18 protein-coding genes and 1 riboswitch are annotated in these 18,564 nt (G+C 43.9%); of the genes, 17 read left to right on the top strand and 1 reads right to left on the bottom strand.

The features are described 5' to 3' along the window. Positions 1–116 precede the first annotated feature (116 nt). From VB077_RS00155 to VB077_RS00120, 8 genes are all read left to right on the top strand, one after another. Positions 117–404: a hypothetical protein gene (locus VB077_RS00155; protein ID WP_323413178.1), complete on the top strand. Its 288-nt coding sequence runs from the start codon at positions 117–119 to the stop codon at positions 402–404. A gap of 6 nt (positions 405–410) precedes the next feature. Continuing rightward, the gene (locus VB077_RS00150) at positions 411–686 is read left to right on the top strand and encodes a phage holin family protein (RefSeq protein ID WP_323413177.1); all 276 of its coding nucleotides are present in this window, start codon (positions 411–413) and stop codon (positions 684–686) included. Next, positions 662–871, top strand: a complete 210-nt coding sequence (locus VB077_RS00145) for a hypothetical protein (RefSeq protein ID WP_323413176.1) — start codon at positions 662–664, stop codon at positions 869–871. Before VB077_RS00150 ends, VB077_RS00145 begins: the two co-directional genes overlap by 25 nt. Before the next feature lie 226 nt (positions 872–1,097). Continuing rightward, complete coding sequence (locus VB077_RS00140; protein ID WP_416337008.1) at positions 1,098–1,589, top strand: protease; 492 nt, start codon at positions 1,098–1,100, stop codon at positions 1,587–1,589. Between the two features lie 17 nt (positions 1,590–1,606). After that, entirely contained in the window at positions 1,607–3,034 is a 1,428-nt protein-coding gene (locus VB077_RS00135; protein ID WP_323413174.1) for a flotillin family protein, read from the top strand. A 213-nt stretch (positions 3,035–3,247) separates the two neighbouring features. Further along, positions 3,248–4,003 (top strand): ABC transporter ATP-binding protein, encoded by a 756-nt coding sequence (locus tag VB077_RS00130; protein ID WP_323413173.1) that lies wholly within the window; start codon positions 3,248–3,250, stop codon positions 4,001–4,003. Further along, positions 3,984–4,904, top strand: a complete 921-nt coding sequence (locus VB077_RS00125) for a SufD family Fe-S cluster assembly protein (protein ID WP_323413172.1) — start codon at positions 3,984–3,986, stop codon at positions 4,902–4,904. The genes VB077_RS00130 and VB077_RS00125 overlap by 20 nt, the downstream gene beginning before the upstream one ends. Before the next feature lie 117 nt (positions 4,905–5,021). After that, positions 5,022–6,116, top strand: coding sequence for an XdhC/CoxI family protein (locus VB077_RS00120; RefSeq protein WP_323413171.1), 1,095 nt, complete (start codon positions 5,022–5,024; stop codon positions 6,114–6,116). Here VB077_RS00120 and VB077_RS00115 read toward each other — a convergent pair. Beyond that, a complete protein-coding gene (locus VB077_RS00115; RefSeq protein WP_323413170.1) occupies positions 6,106–6,684 on the bottom strand; it encodes a hypothetical protein in 579 nt (192 codons plus the stop codon). The two genes, VB077_RS00120 and VB077_RS00115, sit on opposite strands and share 11 nt — an antisense overlap. A gap of 149 nt (positions 6,685–6,833) precedes the next feature. Between VB077_RS00115 and VB077_RS00110 the strand changes: the two genes are divergently transcribed. The 9 genes from VB077_RS00110 (at position 6,834) to VB077_RS00070 (ending at position 18,551) form a co-directional block, all read left to right on the top strand. Next, the gene (locus VB077_RS00110; RefSeq protein ID WP_323413169.1) at positions 6,834–7,691 is read left to right on the top strand and encodes a pyridoxamine kinase; all 858 of its coding nucleotides are present in this window, start codon (positions 6,834–6,836) and stop codon (positions 7,689–7,691) included. A gap of 16 nt (positions 7,692–7,707) precedes the next feature. Further along, positions 7,708–8,973 carry an O-acetylhomoserine aminocarboxypropyltransferase/cysteine synthase family protein gene (locus VB077_RS00105; RefSeq protein WP_323413168.1) on the top strand — a complete coding sequence of 422 codons (1,266 nt, stop codon included), beginning with the start codon at positions 7,708–7,710 and terminating at the stop codon, positions 8,971–8,973. Between the two features lie 102 nt (positions 8,974–9,075). Next, a riboswitch (purine riboswitch) is annotated at positions 9,076–9,177 on the top strand. Between the two features lie 128 nt (positions 9,178–9,305). Continuing rightward, positions 9,306–10,049: a GntR family transcriptional regulator gene (locus VB077_RS00100; protein ID WP_323413167.1), complete on the top strand. Its 744-nt coding sequence runs from the start codon at positions 9,306–9,308 to the stop codon at positions 10,047–10,049. Then, positions 10,049–11,827, top strand: a complete 1,779-nt coding sequence (gene ade / locus VB077_RS00095; protein WP_416337007.1) for an adenine deaminase — start codon at positions 10,049–10,051, stop codon at positions 11,825–11,827. The genes VB077_RS00100 and ade overlap by 1 nt, the downstream gene beginning before the upstream one ends. A gap of 9 nt (positions 11,828–11,836) precedes the next feature. Further along, complete coding sequence (locus tag VB077_RS00090; RefSeq protein WP_323413166.1) at positions 11,837–13,936, top strand: xanthine dehydrogenase family protein molybdopterin-binding subunit; 2,100 nt, start codon at positions 11,837–11,839, stop codon at positions 13,934–13,936. 28 nt (positions 13,937–13,964) lie between these two features. Beyond that, positions 13,965–14,993, top strand: a complete 1,029-nt coding sequence (locus VB077_RS00085; RefSeq protein WP_323413165.1) for a BMP family protein — start codon at positions 13,965–13,967, stop codon at positions 14,991–14,993. A 57-nt stretch (positions 14,994–15,050) separates the two neighbouring features. Further along, positions 15,051–16,577, top strand: a complete 1,527-nt coding sequence (locus VB077_RS00080; RefSeq protein ID WP_323413164.1) for an ABC transporter ATP-binding protein — start codon at positions 15,051–15,053, stop codon at positions 16,575–16,577. Further along, positions 16,571–17,665 (top strand): ABC transporter permease, encoded by a 1,095-nt coding sequence (locus tag VB077_RS00075; RefSeq protein ID WP_323413163.1) that lies wholly within the window; start codon positions 16,571–16,573, stop codon positions 17,663–17,665. Before VB077_RS00080 ends, VB077_RS00075 begins: the two co-directional genes overlap by 7 nt. Continuing rightward, positions 17,607–18,551 carry an ABC transporter permease gene (locus VB077_RS00070; protein WP_323413162.1) on the top strand — a complete coding sequence of 315 codons (945 nt, stop codon included), beginning with the start codon at positions 17,607–17,609 and terminating at the stop codon, positions 18,549–18,551. The genes VB077_RS00075 and VB077_RS00070 overlap by 59 nt, the downstream gene beginning before the upstream one ends. The last annotated feature ends 13 nt before the right edge of the window (positions 18,552–18,564 follow it).

Genomic DNA, 18,564 nt, shown 5'->3' with positions numbered 1-18,564 from the left:
AATACAAGGAGTAAATATTGTATTCACATTAAGCAAGGAGGTGCAAATAGGTCCTTTAACATATTATTGCATCGTTATAAATAATCGTAAAAGTATATTTAGAGGAGGAACATATTATGCAAGAATATTACACTGAAAATAATACAGCTGCCACTGATAAAACAGTTGTTTTGGATCAATTGAAGGATGCTGCACTTCTCGCTTTGGACTTTGGATACGAATTTTTAAAGGAAGCAGTCCAAAAACCTTTGGAAAAGGGCGAAGAAGCAATCGAAAAGGTGGGGGAAAAAGGGAAGGATGCTGTTGATAAGGGTGTGGAAACAGCGAAACAACATCCTGTAATGACTCTTTTAGCAGCCTTTGGACTTGGATTTATAGTCGTAAAGTTGCTGAAAAGGAAGTAGTAGAATATGGAAGCTATTGCAGATTTCGTTATTAAGATTGCGGACCTGGCCGAAGCAGAATTTAGCGAGCTTAAAGGCAAAGCGATCAATACCGCGATCGCTATTGGTTTAATCCTCGTTGCCCTTATAATGGCTTTGGTTGGCTTCATTCTGATTGTATACGGGATTTACCTCGCTTTTTGTATTTTTATGCCGCCTTTCTTGGCTGCTTTTGCTAATGCAGTATTGGCATTCCTTATTGGGGGAGGGTTGCTTCTGTGCGCGAAAAAAAAGATGTCCTAACTGTCGCGGAAGCAAAGCGACAACTGAAAGAGAGTGCAATTTCACTTGAACCGAAGAAATGGCTTCTTGCGAATTTTTTGCCGGCAACCTTTGCCTGCTTTGTTATAGGGATGTTGTCTGCTGATTCCGTTAAAATTCGTGAAAATATTGTAAGCTTAGCTGTTTCTATCGCGAAGAAAATATAGTTATGAGTTTTAAAGTTAATTAAAGCAAAAGGGATAGGTTCTTTTCGCCTTACGCGGAAAAAACCTATCCCTTTATTTTTGGGGGAAATACAAGTGTTGTAAATTATATGTAATTCGTATACATATTCCCATACCGCGCATTTTGTTGTAATATTAGTATATCAAAGCAAATAGAGTAGAAAGGTAAATATCACACTGTCCGTTGGGAAAAAGGAGGAGAAATATGATGCAAGGTCTTTTTTGGGGTTGCTTATTTGGAGGACTCCTCTTCGCCCTTGTGACAATAATCTTTGGGGACATATTTGGGGACTTACTCGGGGATAGTTTTCAACCCATGGTTTTAGTAAGTGGAATTACCGTGTTTGGGGCTGCGGGGATACTTTTGACACGATATACTCTAATGAACCCTATTGTCATAGTTATTTTATCCATAGTCTTTGCGATTGCTATATCCATCATAATATATTTTGCTTATATAAAACCCATGAAAAACAGCGAAAACTCGATTGCCTATTCTATGCAGGATTTGGTTGGCTTAACCGGGGAAGTTTCCGTAGCTATTCCCGCACAGGGATATGGTGAAGTCATCCTCAAGGTTGGTGCGGGCCATTCCAATCACATTGCTTCAAGTCACTCAGGAAAGGAGTTGCCAATAGAAACAAAAATCTTCGTCACTAAAGTCGAAAATGGTGTTGTTTCTGTTGTTAGCCAAAATTAATTCAAGGGGGGGATTTTATGCCTGATTATTTAGTGATTCCTTTGATCGTCGTAGCTGTTATCATTGTCTTGGCGCTTACATTTTGGGCAAGATACAAAACAGTGGGGCCTGACGAAGCGATGATCGTAACCGGATCCTTTCTCGGGACCAAGAATGTTTTAAAAAACGACTCCGGCGGTAACAAGACAAAGATCATACGCGGGGGTGGGGCCTTTATTCTGCCTGTTTTCCAGCAAGCAAATTTTCTTTCTCTGCTTTCCTTTAAACTCGATGTTTCAACACCCGAGGTCTATACAAGCCATGGTGTTCCGGTTTTGGCAGATGGTGTGGCTATTATAAAAATTGGCGGTTCAATTGAAGATGTTGCAACGGCTGCCGAACAATTTATGGGTAAGCCGGTGGAATCTTTGCAAAAAGAAGCACAAGAGGTTTTAGAAGGTCATCTTCGAGCAATCCTTGGGACAATGACAGTCGAAGAACTATATCAAAACCGAGATAAATTTGCTCAAGAGGTTCAGTCCGTTGCCGCCCTGGACTTGAAAAAAATGGGGTTGCAGATTGTCTCTTTTACTATTAAAGATGTCCGAGATAAGCAGGGCTATTTAGAGGCTCTTGGGCGTCCGCGAATTGCGGAGGTACTCCGCGATGCAGATGTAGCTGAGGCAGGAGCAAAAAGGGATTCTAGGATCCAAAAAGCGAAAGCAGAAGAAGAGGCTCAAAAGGCAGAACTCATCCGGGATACGAATGTAGCGGAAGCGCTCAAGGAAAAAGAACTTAAAATTGCTGCTTTCAAAAGAGAACAGGACACTGCCAAAGCGTCGGCAGATCAAGCCTATGCAATTCAGACCGCAAAATCGAAGCAGATTACAGTTGAGGAAGAAATGAAGGTTGAGCTGGTTCGTAAAGAACGGGAAATTGATCTTCAGGAGAAAGAGACGCAGCGGCTTCAAAAAGAGTATGATGCAAATGTCAAGAAAAGGGCCGATGCGGATCGATATGCAATCGAACAGGCAGCAGAGGCAGAAAAAGCTAAACGCTTACGGGTAGCGGAAGCGGAGGCAGAGCAAAAGCGGCTTCAAGGAATTGCGACGGCGGAGGCTAAAAAGGCTGAAGGCTCTGCCGAAGCCGAAGTAGTCCGCTTGCGCGGTCTGGCTGAAGCAGAAGCGAAAGAGAAACTGGCTGAAGCATTTGCGAAATTTGGCGAGGCAGCCGTTCTTGATGTTGTTGTTAAGATGCTTCCTGAATTGGCAGGAAAAGTTGCTGAACCCATGAAATCTATAGATAAACTGACCGTAGTTGATACGGGTAATGGAGAGGGAGCTGCACGCGTAAGCAACTATGTAACTTCACTTATGGCGACTGCACCGGAAATGGTTAAATCTGTAACTGGGGTCGATTTCACAGAACTTGTTAAGAATTTAACTTCAAAGAACATATCTTCTTAACCCGCGCGGCTTTGATTGGATTGAAACACGATTGCTTTTAACCCGATCGCTTTTAACCTGACGATAATATCTCTAATCTCTTCCATCCGGCAGCAATTCTTTGTATAATAATAATTGTATGCTAAAAAACTTGACACAGCGCTCAGTCTGAATAATACTTAAAACTAATAATCAATCTAAATGGACGAGTTCTAAATCTAAAGGAGGAAAACAATGCTTGAGATAGAGGATGTGTCGTTTCAGGTTGAAAGCGACGAAAAAAACACTGAGATTCTAAAAGGAATTAATCTCAAACTGGAGAGTAAAAAGATATATGTAATAACCGGACCCAACGGCGGTGGTAAATCTTCTCTGGCAAAGATATTGATGGGGATTTATTCGCCGACTTCGGGCAAAATTTTGCTTGATGGTGAGGATATCACCTATAAAGACATTTCCGAGAGGGCTCGTTTGGGGGTAGGTTATGCCTTTCAGAACCCGCCCCGTTTTAAGGGATTAACGGTTCGGGAACTGCTAGAGTTGTCTACTGCCTCTAATCCCGAAAAAGTGAATATCAGTGATTTATTAGTCAGTGTAGGTCTCTGTGCTCAAGATTACCTCGATCGCGATGCTGATGCCAGTCTGTCAGGCGGGGAAATGAAGCGGATTGAAATCGCTTCCGTCTTAGCTCGCAACCTCAAGGTAGCTGTCTTTGATGAACCGGAAGCCGGTATTGATCTTTGGAGTTTTCAAAAGCTGGCAGAATCGTTCCGCCATATTCATGAACAGTATAATACAACGATTGTTATCATTTCTCATCAAGAACGAATTTTTGAACTGGCCGATGAAATCATTCTTTTGAAAAACGGTACAATCAGTCAACAAGCAGAGAAAGATAGACTTCTTTCCGTTATCTTTAAGAATGAGGACTGCCTTTGCACTAATCCTTGTGAGAAAGGGATGGCTAACGATGCTCAATTCGCTCGATAAACACATGCTTGAAACGATTGCAGATTTACATGCAGTACCTCAGGGCGCGTTCAATATTCGTAAGAATGGAAAAGGAGTCGAACGTCAAACCACGAAGAATATCGATATCCTGACCAAACTGGATAAACCCGGGATTGATGTCATTGTCAAACCCTATACAAAGGGAGAAAGTGTCCATATTCCCGTAATTCTTACTGAGGAAAATCTTAATGACCTGGTTTACAATACCTTTGAAATTGGGGAATACTCAGACGTCGTTGTCATAGCGGGCTGCGGTATTCATAACAACGGAAGCTGCAATTCCCGTCATGATGGAATTCATACTTTCAATGTGCGCAAAGGGGCCAAAATGCGTTATGTTGAAAAGCACTACGGCGAAGGGGATGGCACAGGGGGCCGAATCTTAAACCCAAAGACTATTCTGGAAGTTGAAGAAGGCGCTACCGTCGAAATGGAAATGGTGCAAATACGGGGCGTTGACAGTACGAAACGGGATACTGAGGTTCGTCTGGGAGCAAAGGCAAAACTGATTATTACCGAACGTCTTTTGACAGATCAAGATCAGTGGGCCGAATCCAAAATTTCCGTTGAATTAAATGGAAATGGTGCTTCCGCCCAAGTTATTTCTCGTTCTGTCGCCCAAGGTCATTCCAAACAGAACTTCTACTTTGATTTAATCGGGAAAAGTGCCAGCTTCGGTCATGTCCAATGTGACTCGATCATTATGCATAATGCCCAAGTCTTTTCGACTCCGCGTATTTCTGCCCAACATAGTGAAGCACAGCTTATTCATGAAGCGGCAATCGGCCGGATTGAATCCGAGCAGTTAATTAAACTGATGTCAATGGGACTAACGGAAAAAGAGGCTGAGGATACGATTCTTAAAGGTTTCCTCAAATAAGGAGCACTTTCTGAGCAGGGAATGCAATAAAAAGGGCTGCTACCACTGAACATCACGTTCACAGCGTAGCGGCCCTTGTCATCAATATTTCAATAAAGTAAGGAGCAATGATCACAGATGTGGAATGAGATTCAAAATACGATTCAAAGTCAAAAGAAAGGTTGCGTCCAGACGATCATCGGCGGGGATGGTGCAGCCAAGGAATTTGTAGGTCGCAAATGGTTTGTTGAAATTGAAACCGAGCAAATTATCGGGGATTTTCCCCATGCTTTATTCCCGGAGGACGAAGCAATAAGCCTCGGTCAAAAAGCGCAGCGCACTGAAACTGTGCGTCTCGAAACTCGACAACCCGGAGAAGGCACGGTTGAAGTTTTTGTCCAGCCTTTATCGCCTGTTCCAACACTGTGGGTTCTCGGCGCGGGGCATATAGCCTTGCCCTTAGTCGAACTGGGTCATATGATGGGTTTTAAGACGATAGTCATAGACGATCGGCCAGACTACGCAAATCCTTTTCGTTTTCCCCAAGCCGGGGAAGTTATCTGTAACGATTTTGCTGCTACGATAAGACGTCTTCCGGTGAGTGACCATACCTATATTGTCATTGTGACAAGGGGGCATAAGTATGATCAAATGTGTGTCGAAATGCTTCTCGATTCACCCTGTGCTTATATCGGTATGATCGGCAGCCGTCGCAGAGTTGCCGAAATGAGAAACAATTTAAAGGAAAAGGGATTTTCAGAAGAGCTTTTGGCCAGGCTTCATTCTCCTATTGGGCTTGATATTGGTGCTGAAACTCCGGAAGAAATTGCCTTAAGTATTATGGCAGAAGTTGTAATGACGCGCAGAAAAGATCCTCTCTTAACTCTGAGGAAAAAAGGTGAATTAGAGATTCAAGATGAAGTTGTGGAGGCCTTAGCCGGAATTGAACAGAATGGTTCAGATATTGCTGCCAGCCTAGCAACCGTTATCGAGGTAAAAGGTTCTGCTCCCCGTAAACCGGGAGCCCAAATGTTGATTTTTGCGGATGGGCGGACAGTAGGTACAGTAGGCGGTGGATGTGCTGAATCCGAAATACGCCGAACCGGACGGATGGCATTAAATCAGAACAGTCCCATCATCTGTACTGTCGATCTGACAAATGATATTGCCGGTGAAGAGGGTATGGTGTGCGGTGGAACCATGAAAGTTTTCATTCAAAAGATTACTGCTTAGGTATTACTTTGGTTCCCTTAAAGTAAAGGTATATTCCAAAAGCCAACGCTCCCAGCGTATCCGCAATAATATCGGTCATTGTATCATAAATTCCAACACCTTGATAAAGGAAGCCGAATGTTTGATCCATGGTATACTCGTAGATTTCCCAAACGGCACCGGATGCAACTGAAAAGCAAAAAGAATATAAAGAAATGAATATCCGACTTAATTTCGCTGGGCTCAATATACCGGGGTTCAGCTGCTTCCCGATTAAAAAACCAAGATTTGCAAAGATCACCCCTGAAACACCGTGGAGCATTTTATCCCACCACCAAAATCGAACATAGAAATGATTGGCCGTTCCCAAGAATATCGCCGCATAAAGGAAAAGAAGAAAAACACTAAGAAATCCACGGGGAAATTCCAATTTAAAACGTTTTTCGATCAGAAAGGGAAGAGCCAAAAAAATCAGGGTGAGCAGTGACATACCCAAAGATGCCCATTCCTTTTGTTGAATCAGCCAGAAGCACTCCAAGAGTATCGATACACTTAAGAAAATATAGAAACCAAATGTAAACCGCTTCATATCCAACCCCCCTCTTATGAAATCATTTATAGATAACATTACTTTTTAATAACTCTTGCAAAAAGTGGTAAATGCGTTGTATACTCTTCAATATTATAGTGATTTTAATCTTGAATAGTCAAATTAGAGAAGGAGATATACTTAAAACTATGAACAAACAAAAGAGAGTACTCGCTATTCATGATATTTCATGTGTAGGAAGATGTTCATTGACTGTTGCCTTGCCGATTATTTCGGTGGCAGGCTTCGATACAAGTGTGTTGCCGACCGCTGTTCTGTCCACGCATACCGGAGGTTTTGAAGGTTTTACCTATCGCGATTTAACCGAAGACATCGATCCTATCTCTGAACATTGGCAATCCCTAAATTTAAAATTTGATGCCTTGTACAGTGGCTTTTTAGGCTCCTTTGAACAGATTGATTTAATCGCCGGCCTTTTTGATCGGTTTAAAACTCGGAATACACTTATCATGGTTGACCCCGTCATGGCTGATAACGGTGTTTTATATACCGTTTATTCTCCGGAAATGGCTAAAGGCATGGCCAAACTCTGTGCTGAGGCAGATATTATTGTTCCCAATTTAACGGAGGCCGCCTTCATCCTGGATGAAGAGTATAAAGGCGATAATTATACTCAGGACGATATTGAAAAAGTGCTTAGAAAGTTAGCTGCTTTAGGACCGAGAAAGGTAGTGCTTACCGGGGTTTCCTTTGAAAATGATAAATTAGGTGCCGCAGCTTATGATTGTGACTTAGACAAAGTAATGTATGCTTTTAATGAAAAAGTCGACGGCAATTTCCATGGCACCGGGGATATTTTTGGCAGTACTTTATTATCCGCCCTGCTCAATGATTTTCCTCTGGAAGAAGCGATTCAAATCGCTGTGGATTATACCCATCGCTGTATTTCATTGACTGTAGAAGCGGAACAAGAAAGACGCTATGGAGTCTGCTTTGAAAAAGCCTTGCCCTATTTAATAGAGAGATTAGGGTTATCTTACACATAAAAGGAGTTGGGAAAACGTGAAAATTGAAACTAAATGTTTACACGAAGGCTATCACCCGAAAAATGGAGATACTTTAGCTTTGCCTATTTATCAAAGTACGACATATACTTATGATTCATCCGAGGTTATCGGTAATCTTTTTGACCTGTCAGTTGATGGCCATATGTATTCGCGCATATCGAACCCCACAGTGGGAGCTGTAGAAGCTAAAATTGCAGCGCTCGAGGGTGGGATAGGTGCTCTTTGTACTACTTCCGGTCAAGCTGCTTCGTTTATCAGTATTCTCAACATTATGAAAGCCGGGGACCATATGATCAGTGCCTCTAAAATATATGGAGGTACGTTTAATCTCTTTGCCGTAACCCTGAAACGTTTTGGCATAGAATGCACCTTTATAGATCAGGATGCCTCAGAAGAAGAGATTCAAAAGGAGTTCAGACCTAATACGAAGGCAATCTTTGGCGAAACACTTGCCAATCCTGCTCTTTCCGTCCTGGATATCGAAAAATTCGCCCGCATTGCCCATAATAATCAGGTTCCCCTGATCATTGACAATACTTTTGCCACACCTATTCTCTGTCGGCCCATCGAGCATGGAGCAGATATTGTCATTCATTCAACAACGAAATATATGGATGGTCACGCCATTCAGGTCGGCGGTGTTGTCGTTGACAGCGGGAATTTTAATTGGGCAAATGGGAAGTTCCCTGAATTTACAGAGCCGGATGAATCTTATCATGGCGTAGTCTATACCGAGAATTTTGATAAGGCTGCATATATTGCGAAAGCCAGAGTACAGCTGATGCGTGACTTAGGCATGTATCCCTCTGCAAATGCTGCTTTTCTTTTAAATTTAGGCCTTGAATCGCTTGCCGTTAGGATGGAAAAGCATTGTCAAAATGCTCAGTGCGTCGCTGAGTTTTTAAATCAATCAGATAAAGTGGAGATCGTAAATTACCCCGGATTAGAAGGAAATCCCTATCATCAGCTTAGCCAAAAATATCTGCCCTTAGGTACAAGCGGTGTTATTTCATTTGTCCTTAAAGGAACACGGGAAACAGCCGTTCACTTTATTGACAGTTTGAACCTTGCCTTCAACGTCGTACATGTTGCGGATGTTCGTACGCTAGTTCTCCATCCGGCAAGTTCAACCCATCGCCAAATGACTGAAAGTCAGCTTGTCGAAGCCGGAATAAGCCCGGGATTAATTCGCCTTTCCGTAGGTTTGGAAAATATTGATGATATTCTTCAAGATCTTCAGCAAGCACTTGATAGCATTTAAATACACTTCAAAAACCGAACCCCAAAAAGCACCGGCAGATATAGTTGCCGGTGCTTTATCTTTCTATTGACCATATAAGACAACTTTGATAAAATAAATGTCGAAATTAGTTGCATATCCGTTCATATAATAGCGGAGATAGGGTCCGCGAGTTTCTACCAGACGACCGTAAATCGTCTGACTATGGGCGAAAGTATACACCGACAGGGTAAAACCCAGGCGGTCAATTTTCACTCATTATTTTTATTGAAAATTGACGCTTGGGTTTATTTTTAGCTTAAAAATAAGTATTACTTATTACTTATCACTTATTTAAAGTTAAGGAGTGTAACATGTCAGATATTCCGAAAATAGACAACGAGGAACTGTCCTCTAAGGCTCGCAAAGTTATGATTGCGATGTTACGTGATGGAGCCTTCGATGCAAAGGGCAGACTGCCCTCCGAAGAAGTTCTTGCTCAAAAACTGGGGATTAGCAGGACTGTTGTTCGTGATGTGCTCGCTGCTTTAGAGAGTGAAGGTTTTATTACACGCCGCCGAGGAATAGGAACAATCGTCAATAAGCATGTCCTCCAGATCGTTTCACGTCTCGATCTGGAAAAAGAATTTTTTGAAGAACTTGCCGATGCAGGATATATGCCTTCAATTGCTTATGTTAAGCCCGGCAGGATGAGGGCAGATCAGCATGCTGCGAAGCGCCTGATGATCAATGAGGGAGATGAACTCATCGTTATTGAACGCCTTATGCTTGCTGATCAAAGACCCGCGATTCTATGCTTTGACCACATTCCAAAGGAATTGGTCATTGATCCAACCTATCAGGATAAAGACTTAGAGCCTCCGGTTTTTCAGTTCTTAGAGCAATTTTGCCAGCGCTCAGTGGAAATGGATCTTACGAAGATAGAACCATGCCTAGCTGATAAAAATTTAGCAGCAATTTTTCAAATTCCCGAGGGTAGTCCGATCTTGCATCTTGATGAAGTTGGTTACGATCTTAGGCAGCAACCCATTCTATTATCAAAGGAATATTACGCACCGGGAATTTTAGAATTTACCGTTTTGAGGAGAAAGGTTTGATGACAGCAATGAAGGAAACGGTTGCTACATTAGCTCAAGAACTGCGAGTGGCTCTTGGAGAGGAACCGGCCGATCTGTACATAACGAATTTAAAAATTATCGATGTCTTCACAGAGACGATTTACTCCGGAAATATGGTCATTAAAAATGGCCGAATTGCGGCTATTAATCCTTCCTGGGAAGTCAAGGCAGACCACGTCTTTGATGCTGAAGGTCGTTATGCCGTCCCCGGTTTTATGGATGCACACATTCATATCGAACCCACTTTGCTTACACCGCAAGCCTTAGCAAGTGTTATTGTTCCTTGGGGGACGACTGTTCTATTTGTGGATGCTATGGAAATCGCTAACGTCGCGGGGATTAAAGGTTTAGAAGCACTAATAAGTCATAGTGATGAACTGCCGTATCGGATCTATCTGGAAATTCCATCACGCGTGCCAACAGCTCCCGGTTTGGAAACAACAGGGGGGGTTCTAGGAGTTGAAGAAGTCAAAGAACTTTTAAAATCGAACCAAGCAGCAAGCCTGGGCGAACTTGATCCCTCCAAAATCTTAGGTGTTCGTGAAGAGTATTTAGCAAAAGTTATAAGTGCTCGTGAGCAGGGAAAGGTTGCCAATGGCCACGCGATCGGACTCAATTGGGATCAGTTGAATGTCTATGCAGCGGCAGGTCTTTCCGATGACCACGAATCCGTAACATATGAAGAACTTGTGGAGCGGCTGCGCTTAGGTATCAAGGCCTTGATTCGGGAAGGCAGTACCGAACGCAATGTTGAAGCGCTGGTAAGAGGTGCCGTTGAGCATCACTTACCGACTGAAAACTTGCTTTTCTGTACGGATGATAAACATGTTACAGATATCGCCGTAGAAGGACACATCAGCTATAACATTCAGAAGAGTATTGACCTAGGACTTGATCCGATTAAAGCAATCAAAATGGCCACAATCAATACCTCTAAGCACTTTCGCCTCGATCATCTCTTCGGCGCCATTACTCCCGGGCGTTATGCCGACTTCGTTCTCTTAGATAACTTAAAAACGATAAAACCGGTTTATGTGTTTAAAGAGGGTCAGCTTGTTGCCCAAGAGGGAAAACTCACGACCGAAGTAAAGCCTGAGAAGTTTCCAGAATTTTTGATGGAGACCGTTCACTTATCTTTCAACTTTAAACCCGCTGATTTTGCTGTAAAAGCCCGAGGAAAAAGTGCCAAAGTAAACGTCATCAATCTCTATCCCGATCAAATCATTAACAATAAAACCGAAGAATGGTTAAACATTGATTCTGAACAAGTTCAGGTCGATACAGAACACGATATTCTTAAGCTGGCGGTAGTTGAACGGTATGGGAAAAACGGACAAGTCGGAGTCGGCTATGTCCGCGGCTTTAAGCTCAAGTCAGGAGCCCTGGCCTCGTCCGTCTCGCATGATCACCATAACATAGTTATTGTGGGGACGAATGATCAGGATATGTATTTGGCCGCTCAAGAAATAGCCAGACATCAAGGCGGCTTTGCTGCCGTGCAAGACGGAAAGATCTTGGGGGTACTTCCGCTGCCCATCGGTGGACTTATGAGTCCGCTGCCGGCAGAAAAAGTTATGGAGCAGCTCACCTCACTCAATCAGGTTGCTAAAAGCATGGGCTGTGAACTGCCTGCTCCGTTTATGACCCTTTCATTTATTTCCTTGCCGACCGTTCCGGAGCTCGGTCTTACCGATCATGGACTAATCGATGTGCTCAAGCATTGTCAAATTAAAACGGTTATTGAAACCGGATCGTGAGTGTTGAAAATGTCAAAAATAATAGGAAGCTCACTCCCGCGCATCGACGGTATTGCCAAAGTCACAGGAAAAGCTTGCTATCCCAGCGATTATTCCTTCCCGAACATGTTATACCTTAAGCTGGTTCGCGCGACAGAAGCCCATGCCAATATATTGTCTATCGACATCCATCTTTGCCAAGGTGTCGAGGGAGTATACTGCTTCACAGCTGACGATGTTTATGAAAACAGTTACGGTAGCATCATCAAAGATCAGCCGGTTTTTGCCAAAGATAAAGTTCGTTTTTATGGCGAACCTCTGGCCCTGATTGCCGCCGATACGCTCGAAAAGGCCAATTACTATGCACAGCTTGTTAAAGTGTCTTACGAACCCTTAGCAGTAGTAGACGATCCTGTTGAAGCACTAAAAGAGGGCAGCCCCAAGCTTCATAAGGGAGGCAACCTCTTAGCCCATATTCCGTTTACAAAAGGGGAACCGGAACAAGCGTTTCGTGAAAGCTTTCTCGTGCTAGAGGATGACTTTCAAGTTCCGGTGGTTGATCACCTCTATCTTGAACGCGAGTCTGGCGTCTCATATCTTGACGAGCAGGGCGTATTGACACTCATTGCCGGTACCCAAAATCCTTTTTATGACCGTGAGGAAATATCGCGCTGTTTAGGAATACCGTTGGATAAGGTTCGAGTTCATTCCGCAATCATCGGCGGCGGCTTCGGGGGAAAAGACGGTATTACCGTACAGCTCTTTTTAGCCCTGGTTACTCAGAAAACAAGCTTACCGGCCAAGCTGGTATTTTCGAGGGAGGAGTCCCTAGGCACTTCCTATAAGCGGCATGCCGCCAAAATACATATCAAAGTTGGCTTCGAGCAATCGGGACGAATAACTGCTTATCAAGCAACGATTTACTTTGATACCGGAGCCTATGCCGCACTTGGTCCGGCCGTTCTTGGACTGGGAATCGAACATGCGTCAGGACCTTATGAGATCCCGAATGTATCGCTGGATGGTTATCTCTCTTACACCAATAAACCTGCCGCAAGTGCCATGCGCGGTTTTGGTGCTCCGCAAACTTCTTTTGCCATGGAAACCCTGCTCAATCGGGCAGCTAAAATTCTTGAGATTGATCCGATTCAGCTGAGATATCGCAATGCCTTATATAAAGGAGCAGAAGGGTGTCTTGGTCATACTATCGAGTACTCGGCAGGACTTAAGGAAGCGTTGGCACTCCTTGGAAAATCGCCGCTTTGGCGGGAACAGGCGATTAACACCGATCCTTTAATTGGTTACGGGATGGCTGCCGGTTACCTCAGCTGCGGCATGGGCAAAGGTCTCCCGGATCACGCTAAAGTCGAAGTTGAAAGCTTAACCGATGGGACATATGTGGTGAAAATCGGCACCGTGGAGATCGGCCAAGGGAGCAACACTCTTTTTGTTCAGTTGGCTGCCGAAACTCTGCAGGTTTCTCCTGATCGAATTAAAGTCATTATGGGGGATACTGCCTTAACCCATGAAAGCGGCTCGACAGCAGCCTCCCGAACCTCCTATATTTGCGGCAACGCACTTCTCAAGGCTGTAGAGGATTTAAAACGCCAACGTAAAGCAGGTATTTCTTATCCCATCGGGATCGGCGAATCCGTTTTCCCCGAAGTGAAAAAGTCGGATTTAGGAATTGGTTTACCGCACAGCATGTACACTTTTATTGTGCAAGCAGCTAAGGTCCGCGTTTTAAAAACGGGAGAGATTGAACTTCTTGATGTGTATGCTGTGACTGAAGCCGGAAGAGTAATCAACCCAATGGCTTTGGAAGGACAAATTCAAGGTGGAATCATAATGGGTATTGGCTATGCCCTATCGGAAAAACTGGAATTCATCGAAGGTATCCCGAAAAATTTATCCTTAGCATCCTATCTAATTCCAACCTGTTTGGATTCCCCAGCAATTACTGCTGTTCATGTTACTGAATATGAGGAATCAGGTCCGATGGGCTTAAAAGGGGCAGGAGAAGTCGGAACAGTGGTTATTGCTCCGGCAATTGCAGCTGCCGTAAGCTCAGTTGTCGGCCGGCCCATTACAGAGCTTCCCATCTCACGTGAGAAACTGGTGCTGAATTGATGCCCGAATAAAAAGGAGGAAAAACTTTATGAAAAAGAAACTCAGTTTATTGATCGTAGTCATGTTAGTCGTAAGCCTGTTAGCAACCGGATGCGGTAATTCAAGTGCCTCTTCTGAGAAAAAAACGGATTCTGATGTTAAACCCCTGAAGGTTGCACTAATTCTCCCGGGTAAAGTAGATGATGTTTCCTGGAACCAAGCCATGTATGAAGGCATGAAAGCATTGGAAAAAGAATATGCCGGTAAAATTGAAGTTACATATTCCGAAAACGTTTACGAAGTTTCCAACATTGAGCCCGCATTACGCGATTTCGCAACCCAAGGCTATGATCTGATTATCGGGCACGGATTTCAATTTCAAGAGCCCCTCATTAAAGTTGCCGGGGAATTTCCAAATACCAAATTTGCTTTAGGAACCGGCTATAAAACCGCTCAAAACACTTGTCTCTATGATATTCAATTAGAAGACGGCGGTTATCTGATGGGAACCCTTGCAGCCATGATGACAAAAACCAATAGTATTGGAGTTGTCGGCGGTGCTGACTCAGTTGAAATCTATCGCGGTCATGAAGCTTTTAAATATGCCGCAAAACAAGTTAATCCCAATATTAAAATTCAAGAACTCTATACCGGTGACTGGCGTGATGCAGCTAAGGCTAAAGAGGGTGCAATGTCCATGTATGATGCCGGCGCCGATGTAATCTGGCACTCCGGAGATGGAATTGGACTTGGTGCTGTTGAAGCCGCTAATGAAAAGCAAAAATATGTCCTTGGAAACGTTGCCGATCAAAACGTCTTAGCCCCTAACTATGTTTTATCTGGAATTGTCTATAACTGGACACCCGTTATCAAACAAATCGTTGATGATATTTTAAATGATAACTTTATGAACAGAACGGATAAAAAGTATATGTTAACCGTAGCTAACGGCGGAATTACCGTTGCACCTTACCATAATCTGGACAGTAAGGTTCCGGCTAATGTTAAAGAAAAACTTGAAGCAACCAAGAAAGATTTTGTGGATAACAAAATTACCATGCCAAATTTTGAAAAGTAGCTTTTTGGCGGGGCCCCTGCTCTAGGCCCCGCTCGCTTACTTTAGGGGGTAGAAACTGTGGATTTAGCCGTTGAGATGAAAGAGATTACAAAAGTTTTTAACAAAGTTGCGGCAAATGATAAAGTTAACTTTCAATTAAAAAAGGGGTCCATTCATGGACTGCTTGGCGAAAATGGTGCCGGAAAAACGACACTGATGAATTGTCTCTATGGACTCTACCAACCGGAAAGTGGAAATATTTTAATCGATGGTCAAAATGTAAAAATAGATAGTCCCCAGAAGGCGATGAGCCTTGGGATAGGCATGGTTCATCAACACTTTATGCTGGTCCGTCCTATGACGGTTGCAGAAAATGTAATGCTCGGTCTTCGCTCGCAGCGAGGTCCGCTCCTTGATTCAGAACGTATCGCCCAAGAGCTCTTAGCTCTGTCGCAAAAATTTAATCTTAATGTTAATCCGAAAGCGAAGATATCACAGCTTTCAATCGGTGAACAACAACGTGTAGAAATTCTTTCTGCCCTTTATCGGGGTGCTGAAATACTGATCCTTGACGAACCTACAGCTGTGTTAACGCCGAAAGAAGCCGAGGAACTCTTTGAAATTTTGAGAATGATGCGGGATAACGGAAAATCCGTTATTCTGATTAGCCATAAATTAGAGGAAATATTAGCCCTCGTCGATGAGGTAACCGTTTTGCGTGACGGTCGTTCTGTCAGTCACACGAAGGTGACTCCCGCAACGACAAAACGTGAACTGACCAATATGATGGTCGGACGCGACGTGTTTTTTAACTTTAATCATCAACAATCCCGGCTTGGTGAAATAAAGTTGGTCATCGAACATTTAGAGGCTGACGATGATAAAGGCCTTCCCGCTCTCAAGAATGTAAGCTTTTTCCTAAAGGCCGGCGAAGTATTAGGAATAGCCGGAGTTGATGGCAATGGTCAAAGAGAGCTTTGCGAGGTTTTGACAGGACTAAGGGCATCTACCTCAGGAGAGGTTCTGCTCAAGGGCCAAGATTTAAGCCAAGCGCCACCGAAAGCATTCATCAATGCGGGAATCGTGCATATTCCTGAAGACCGTCACAAAACAGGCTTAGCCATGAATATGAGTATCAGCAAGAATTTGATCATAAAGAATTTTCACCATGCTCATTTCGCCAGCCGAGGATTGCTAAAGTTCAAGGCCATCCGTGAAAATGCGAAACGACTTATGGAGGAGTACGATATCAAAGCGAATTCCATCAACACGAAAGTCAAGGAGCTTTCCGGAGGTAATCAGCAAAAAGTTATTTTGGCACGTGAATTAAGTTCAAAACCAGAGGTTATTATTGCGAATCAACCGACTCGAGGTTTAGACATTGGAGCGACAGAGTATGTTCGCCAAAAGCTCCTTGAGGAAACTGCCAAGGGAGCAGGTTTGCTGCTGATTTCTGCAGATCTCGAAGAGATTTTACAGCTTTCGGATCGAATTGCCGTCATGTACGACGGAGAAATTATTGGCATTCTCGGAAAAAATGCCGGTGTTGATGAGATTGGTTTACTCATGGCCGGGGTCAGGCGTGAAGGGGGAGAAGCATGTTGAAGATGAAAACGATAATTAAGGACTTTTTAAACAGCGCCCTGCCGGCTGTTATAACCGTAGCACTTGCCTTTGGCGTGAGTGCTTTGCTTCTTCTCGCCTCAGAACATAATCCGACAGAAGCCTTTCATACGCTGCTTTTGAGTGCTTTTGGCTCACCGAGCCGGATAGCCGAGGTAATGGTTAAAGCGACGCCTCTAATGGTCATGGCACTCGGAATTTCGATCGCCTTTAAAAGCCAGCTTTGGAATATTGGGGGAGATGGTCAGTTTACAATAGGCGCTATTTTTGCAGCCTTTGTTGCCTTGAACCTTGAATTACCCGCAGCTGTCTTATGGCCGGTCTCATTCTTATCTGCCTTTATCGGCGGTGCACTTTGGGGAGGACTGGCAGGCTGGTTAAAGGCAAAATTCAATGCTAATGAAGTAATCACAACCTTAATGCTAAACTATATCGCGACCTATTTGTTAAGCTGGCTGATCCGTTATCCGATGATTGATCCGGATGGCCATGGTTTTCCGCAAACCCCGCTCATCAATAAACTCTTTCATTTACCGATTCTATTCCAAGGTACACGCCTTCATGCAGGTGCGATTATCGCTGCAATCATCATCATTCTTGGTTATTTCTTCTGGCGGTCAACCCTTGGTTTGCGGATCGAGTTAGTCGGTCAGAGTGAGGAAGTTGCTAAATACAGCGGCATCAACGTTTCCAAAATGGTTGTTCTGACAATGATCATTTCCGGAGGACTGGCAGGGATAGCCGGCTGGACAGAAGTAATGGGGGTTCAATACCGCCTGTTAGATGACATTTCTTCAGGTTACGGCAACCTCGCTGTTGTTATTGCTTTACTCGGGAATTTAAACCCCTTCGGTATTGCCATTGCCTCATTCTTTTTTGCCGCTCTAATGGTAGGCGGAAATACGATGCAGCTCATGGAGGGAATTCCTTTTTCCTTGATAACTGTAATCCAGGGCTTAGTCATTGTCTTCGTAATTAGCCGGGTGGTTTACACCCAATGGAGGGATAAAGTTGCAAACCGACATTTTAACCATGGGGTTCTTCGTCAGTCTGCTCGCGGGCTCAATTAGAATGAGTGTTCCTATCCTCTTGCCTGCTCTCGGAGAAATATTTACCCAGCGTTCCGGAATTCTTAATCTGGGCCTGGAGGGAATAATGTTAATGGGTGCTCTTGCAGGTTTTGCAGGGACTTATTTTACTCAGAATTTGTGGTTCGGACTTTTGGCAGCAGTCGTCACAGGGATCACTTTTTCTCTCCTTATGGGCTTTCTAAGTATAACGGTGAAGGCCAATCAGGTCATTGCCGGTACAGCGATTACCATCTTAGGCACTGGTTTGTCAGCATTCTTGTATCGTGTAATGTTTGGAATTCAGAAGCTTCCACCTCAGGTTAATGCCTTTGATCCGCTGGAAATTCCAGTCCTAACGAATATCCCAATCATTGGACCGATCTTCTTTAATCACAATATTTTAGTCTACATAACGCTGCTTTTCGTCATTGTGACCGCTTTTGTACTCGAAAAAACGACATTCGGGCTCAAAGTGCGCGCTGTAGGGGAGAATCCGCGAGCTGCGGATTCAAAGGGTATTAATGTAGGTGTGATCCGCTATCTCTGTGTGATGATCGGCGGAGCCTTTGCCGGCTTAGGAGGGGCTTTTCTTTCGATTGGCTATATGAATTCCTTCATTGACGGTATGGTCTCAGGCCGAGGGTTTATCGCCGTAGCGGTTGTCATCTTTGCCCGTTGGAATCCGTACCGTGCTTTAGGTGCCTCACTCCTTTTTGGAGGGGCTAATGCCTTGCAGTTAAGACTTCAAGCTATCGGCGTACCCATTCCGCATCAATTTCTGCTTGCGCTGCCCTATGTTCTAACCATCTTGGTCTTACTCAGTGTTTCTAAAAAAGCAGAATTCCCGGCAGCCTATACGTTGCCATACTCGCGTTCGGAACGCTGATCAATGAGGGGGA

The organism is Desulfitobacterium sp., from assembly GCF_034927245.1.
Classification (GTDB): Bacteria; Bacillota; Desulfitobacteriia; order Desulfitobacteriales; family Desulfitobacteriaceae; genus Desulfitobacterium_A.
Note: the sequence above shows the minus strand (reverse complement) of the source record. Positions and strands in the feature narration are given on the sequence as shown.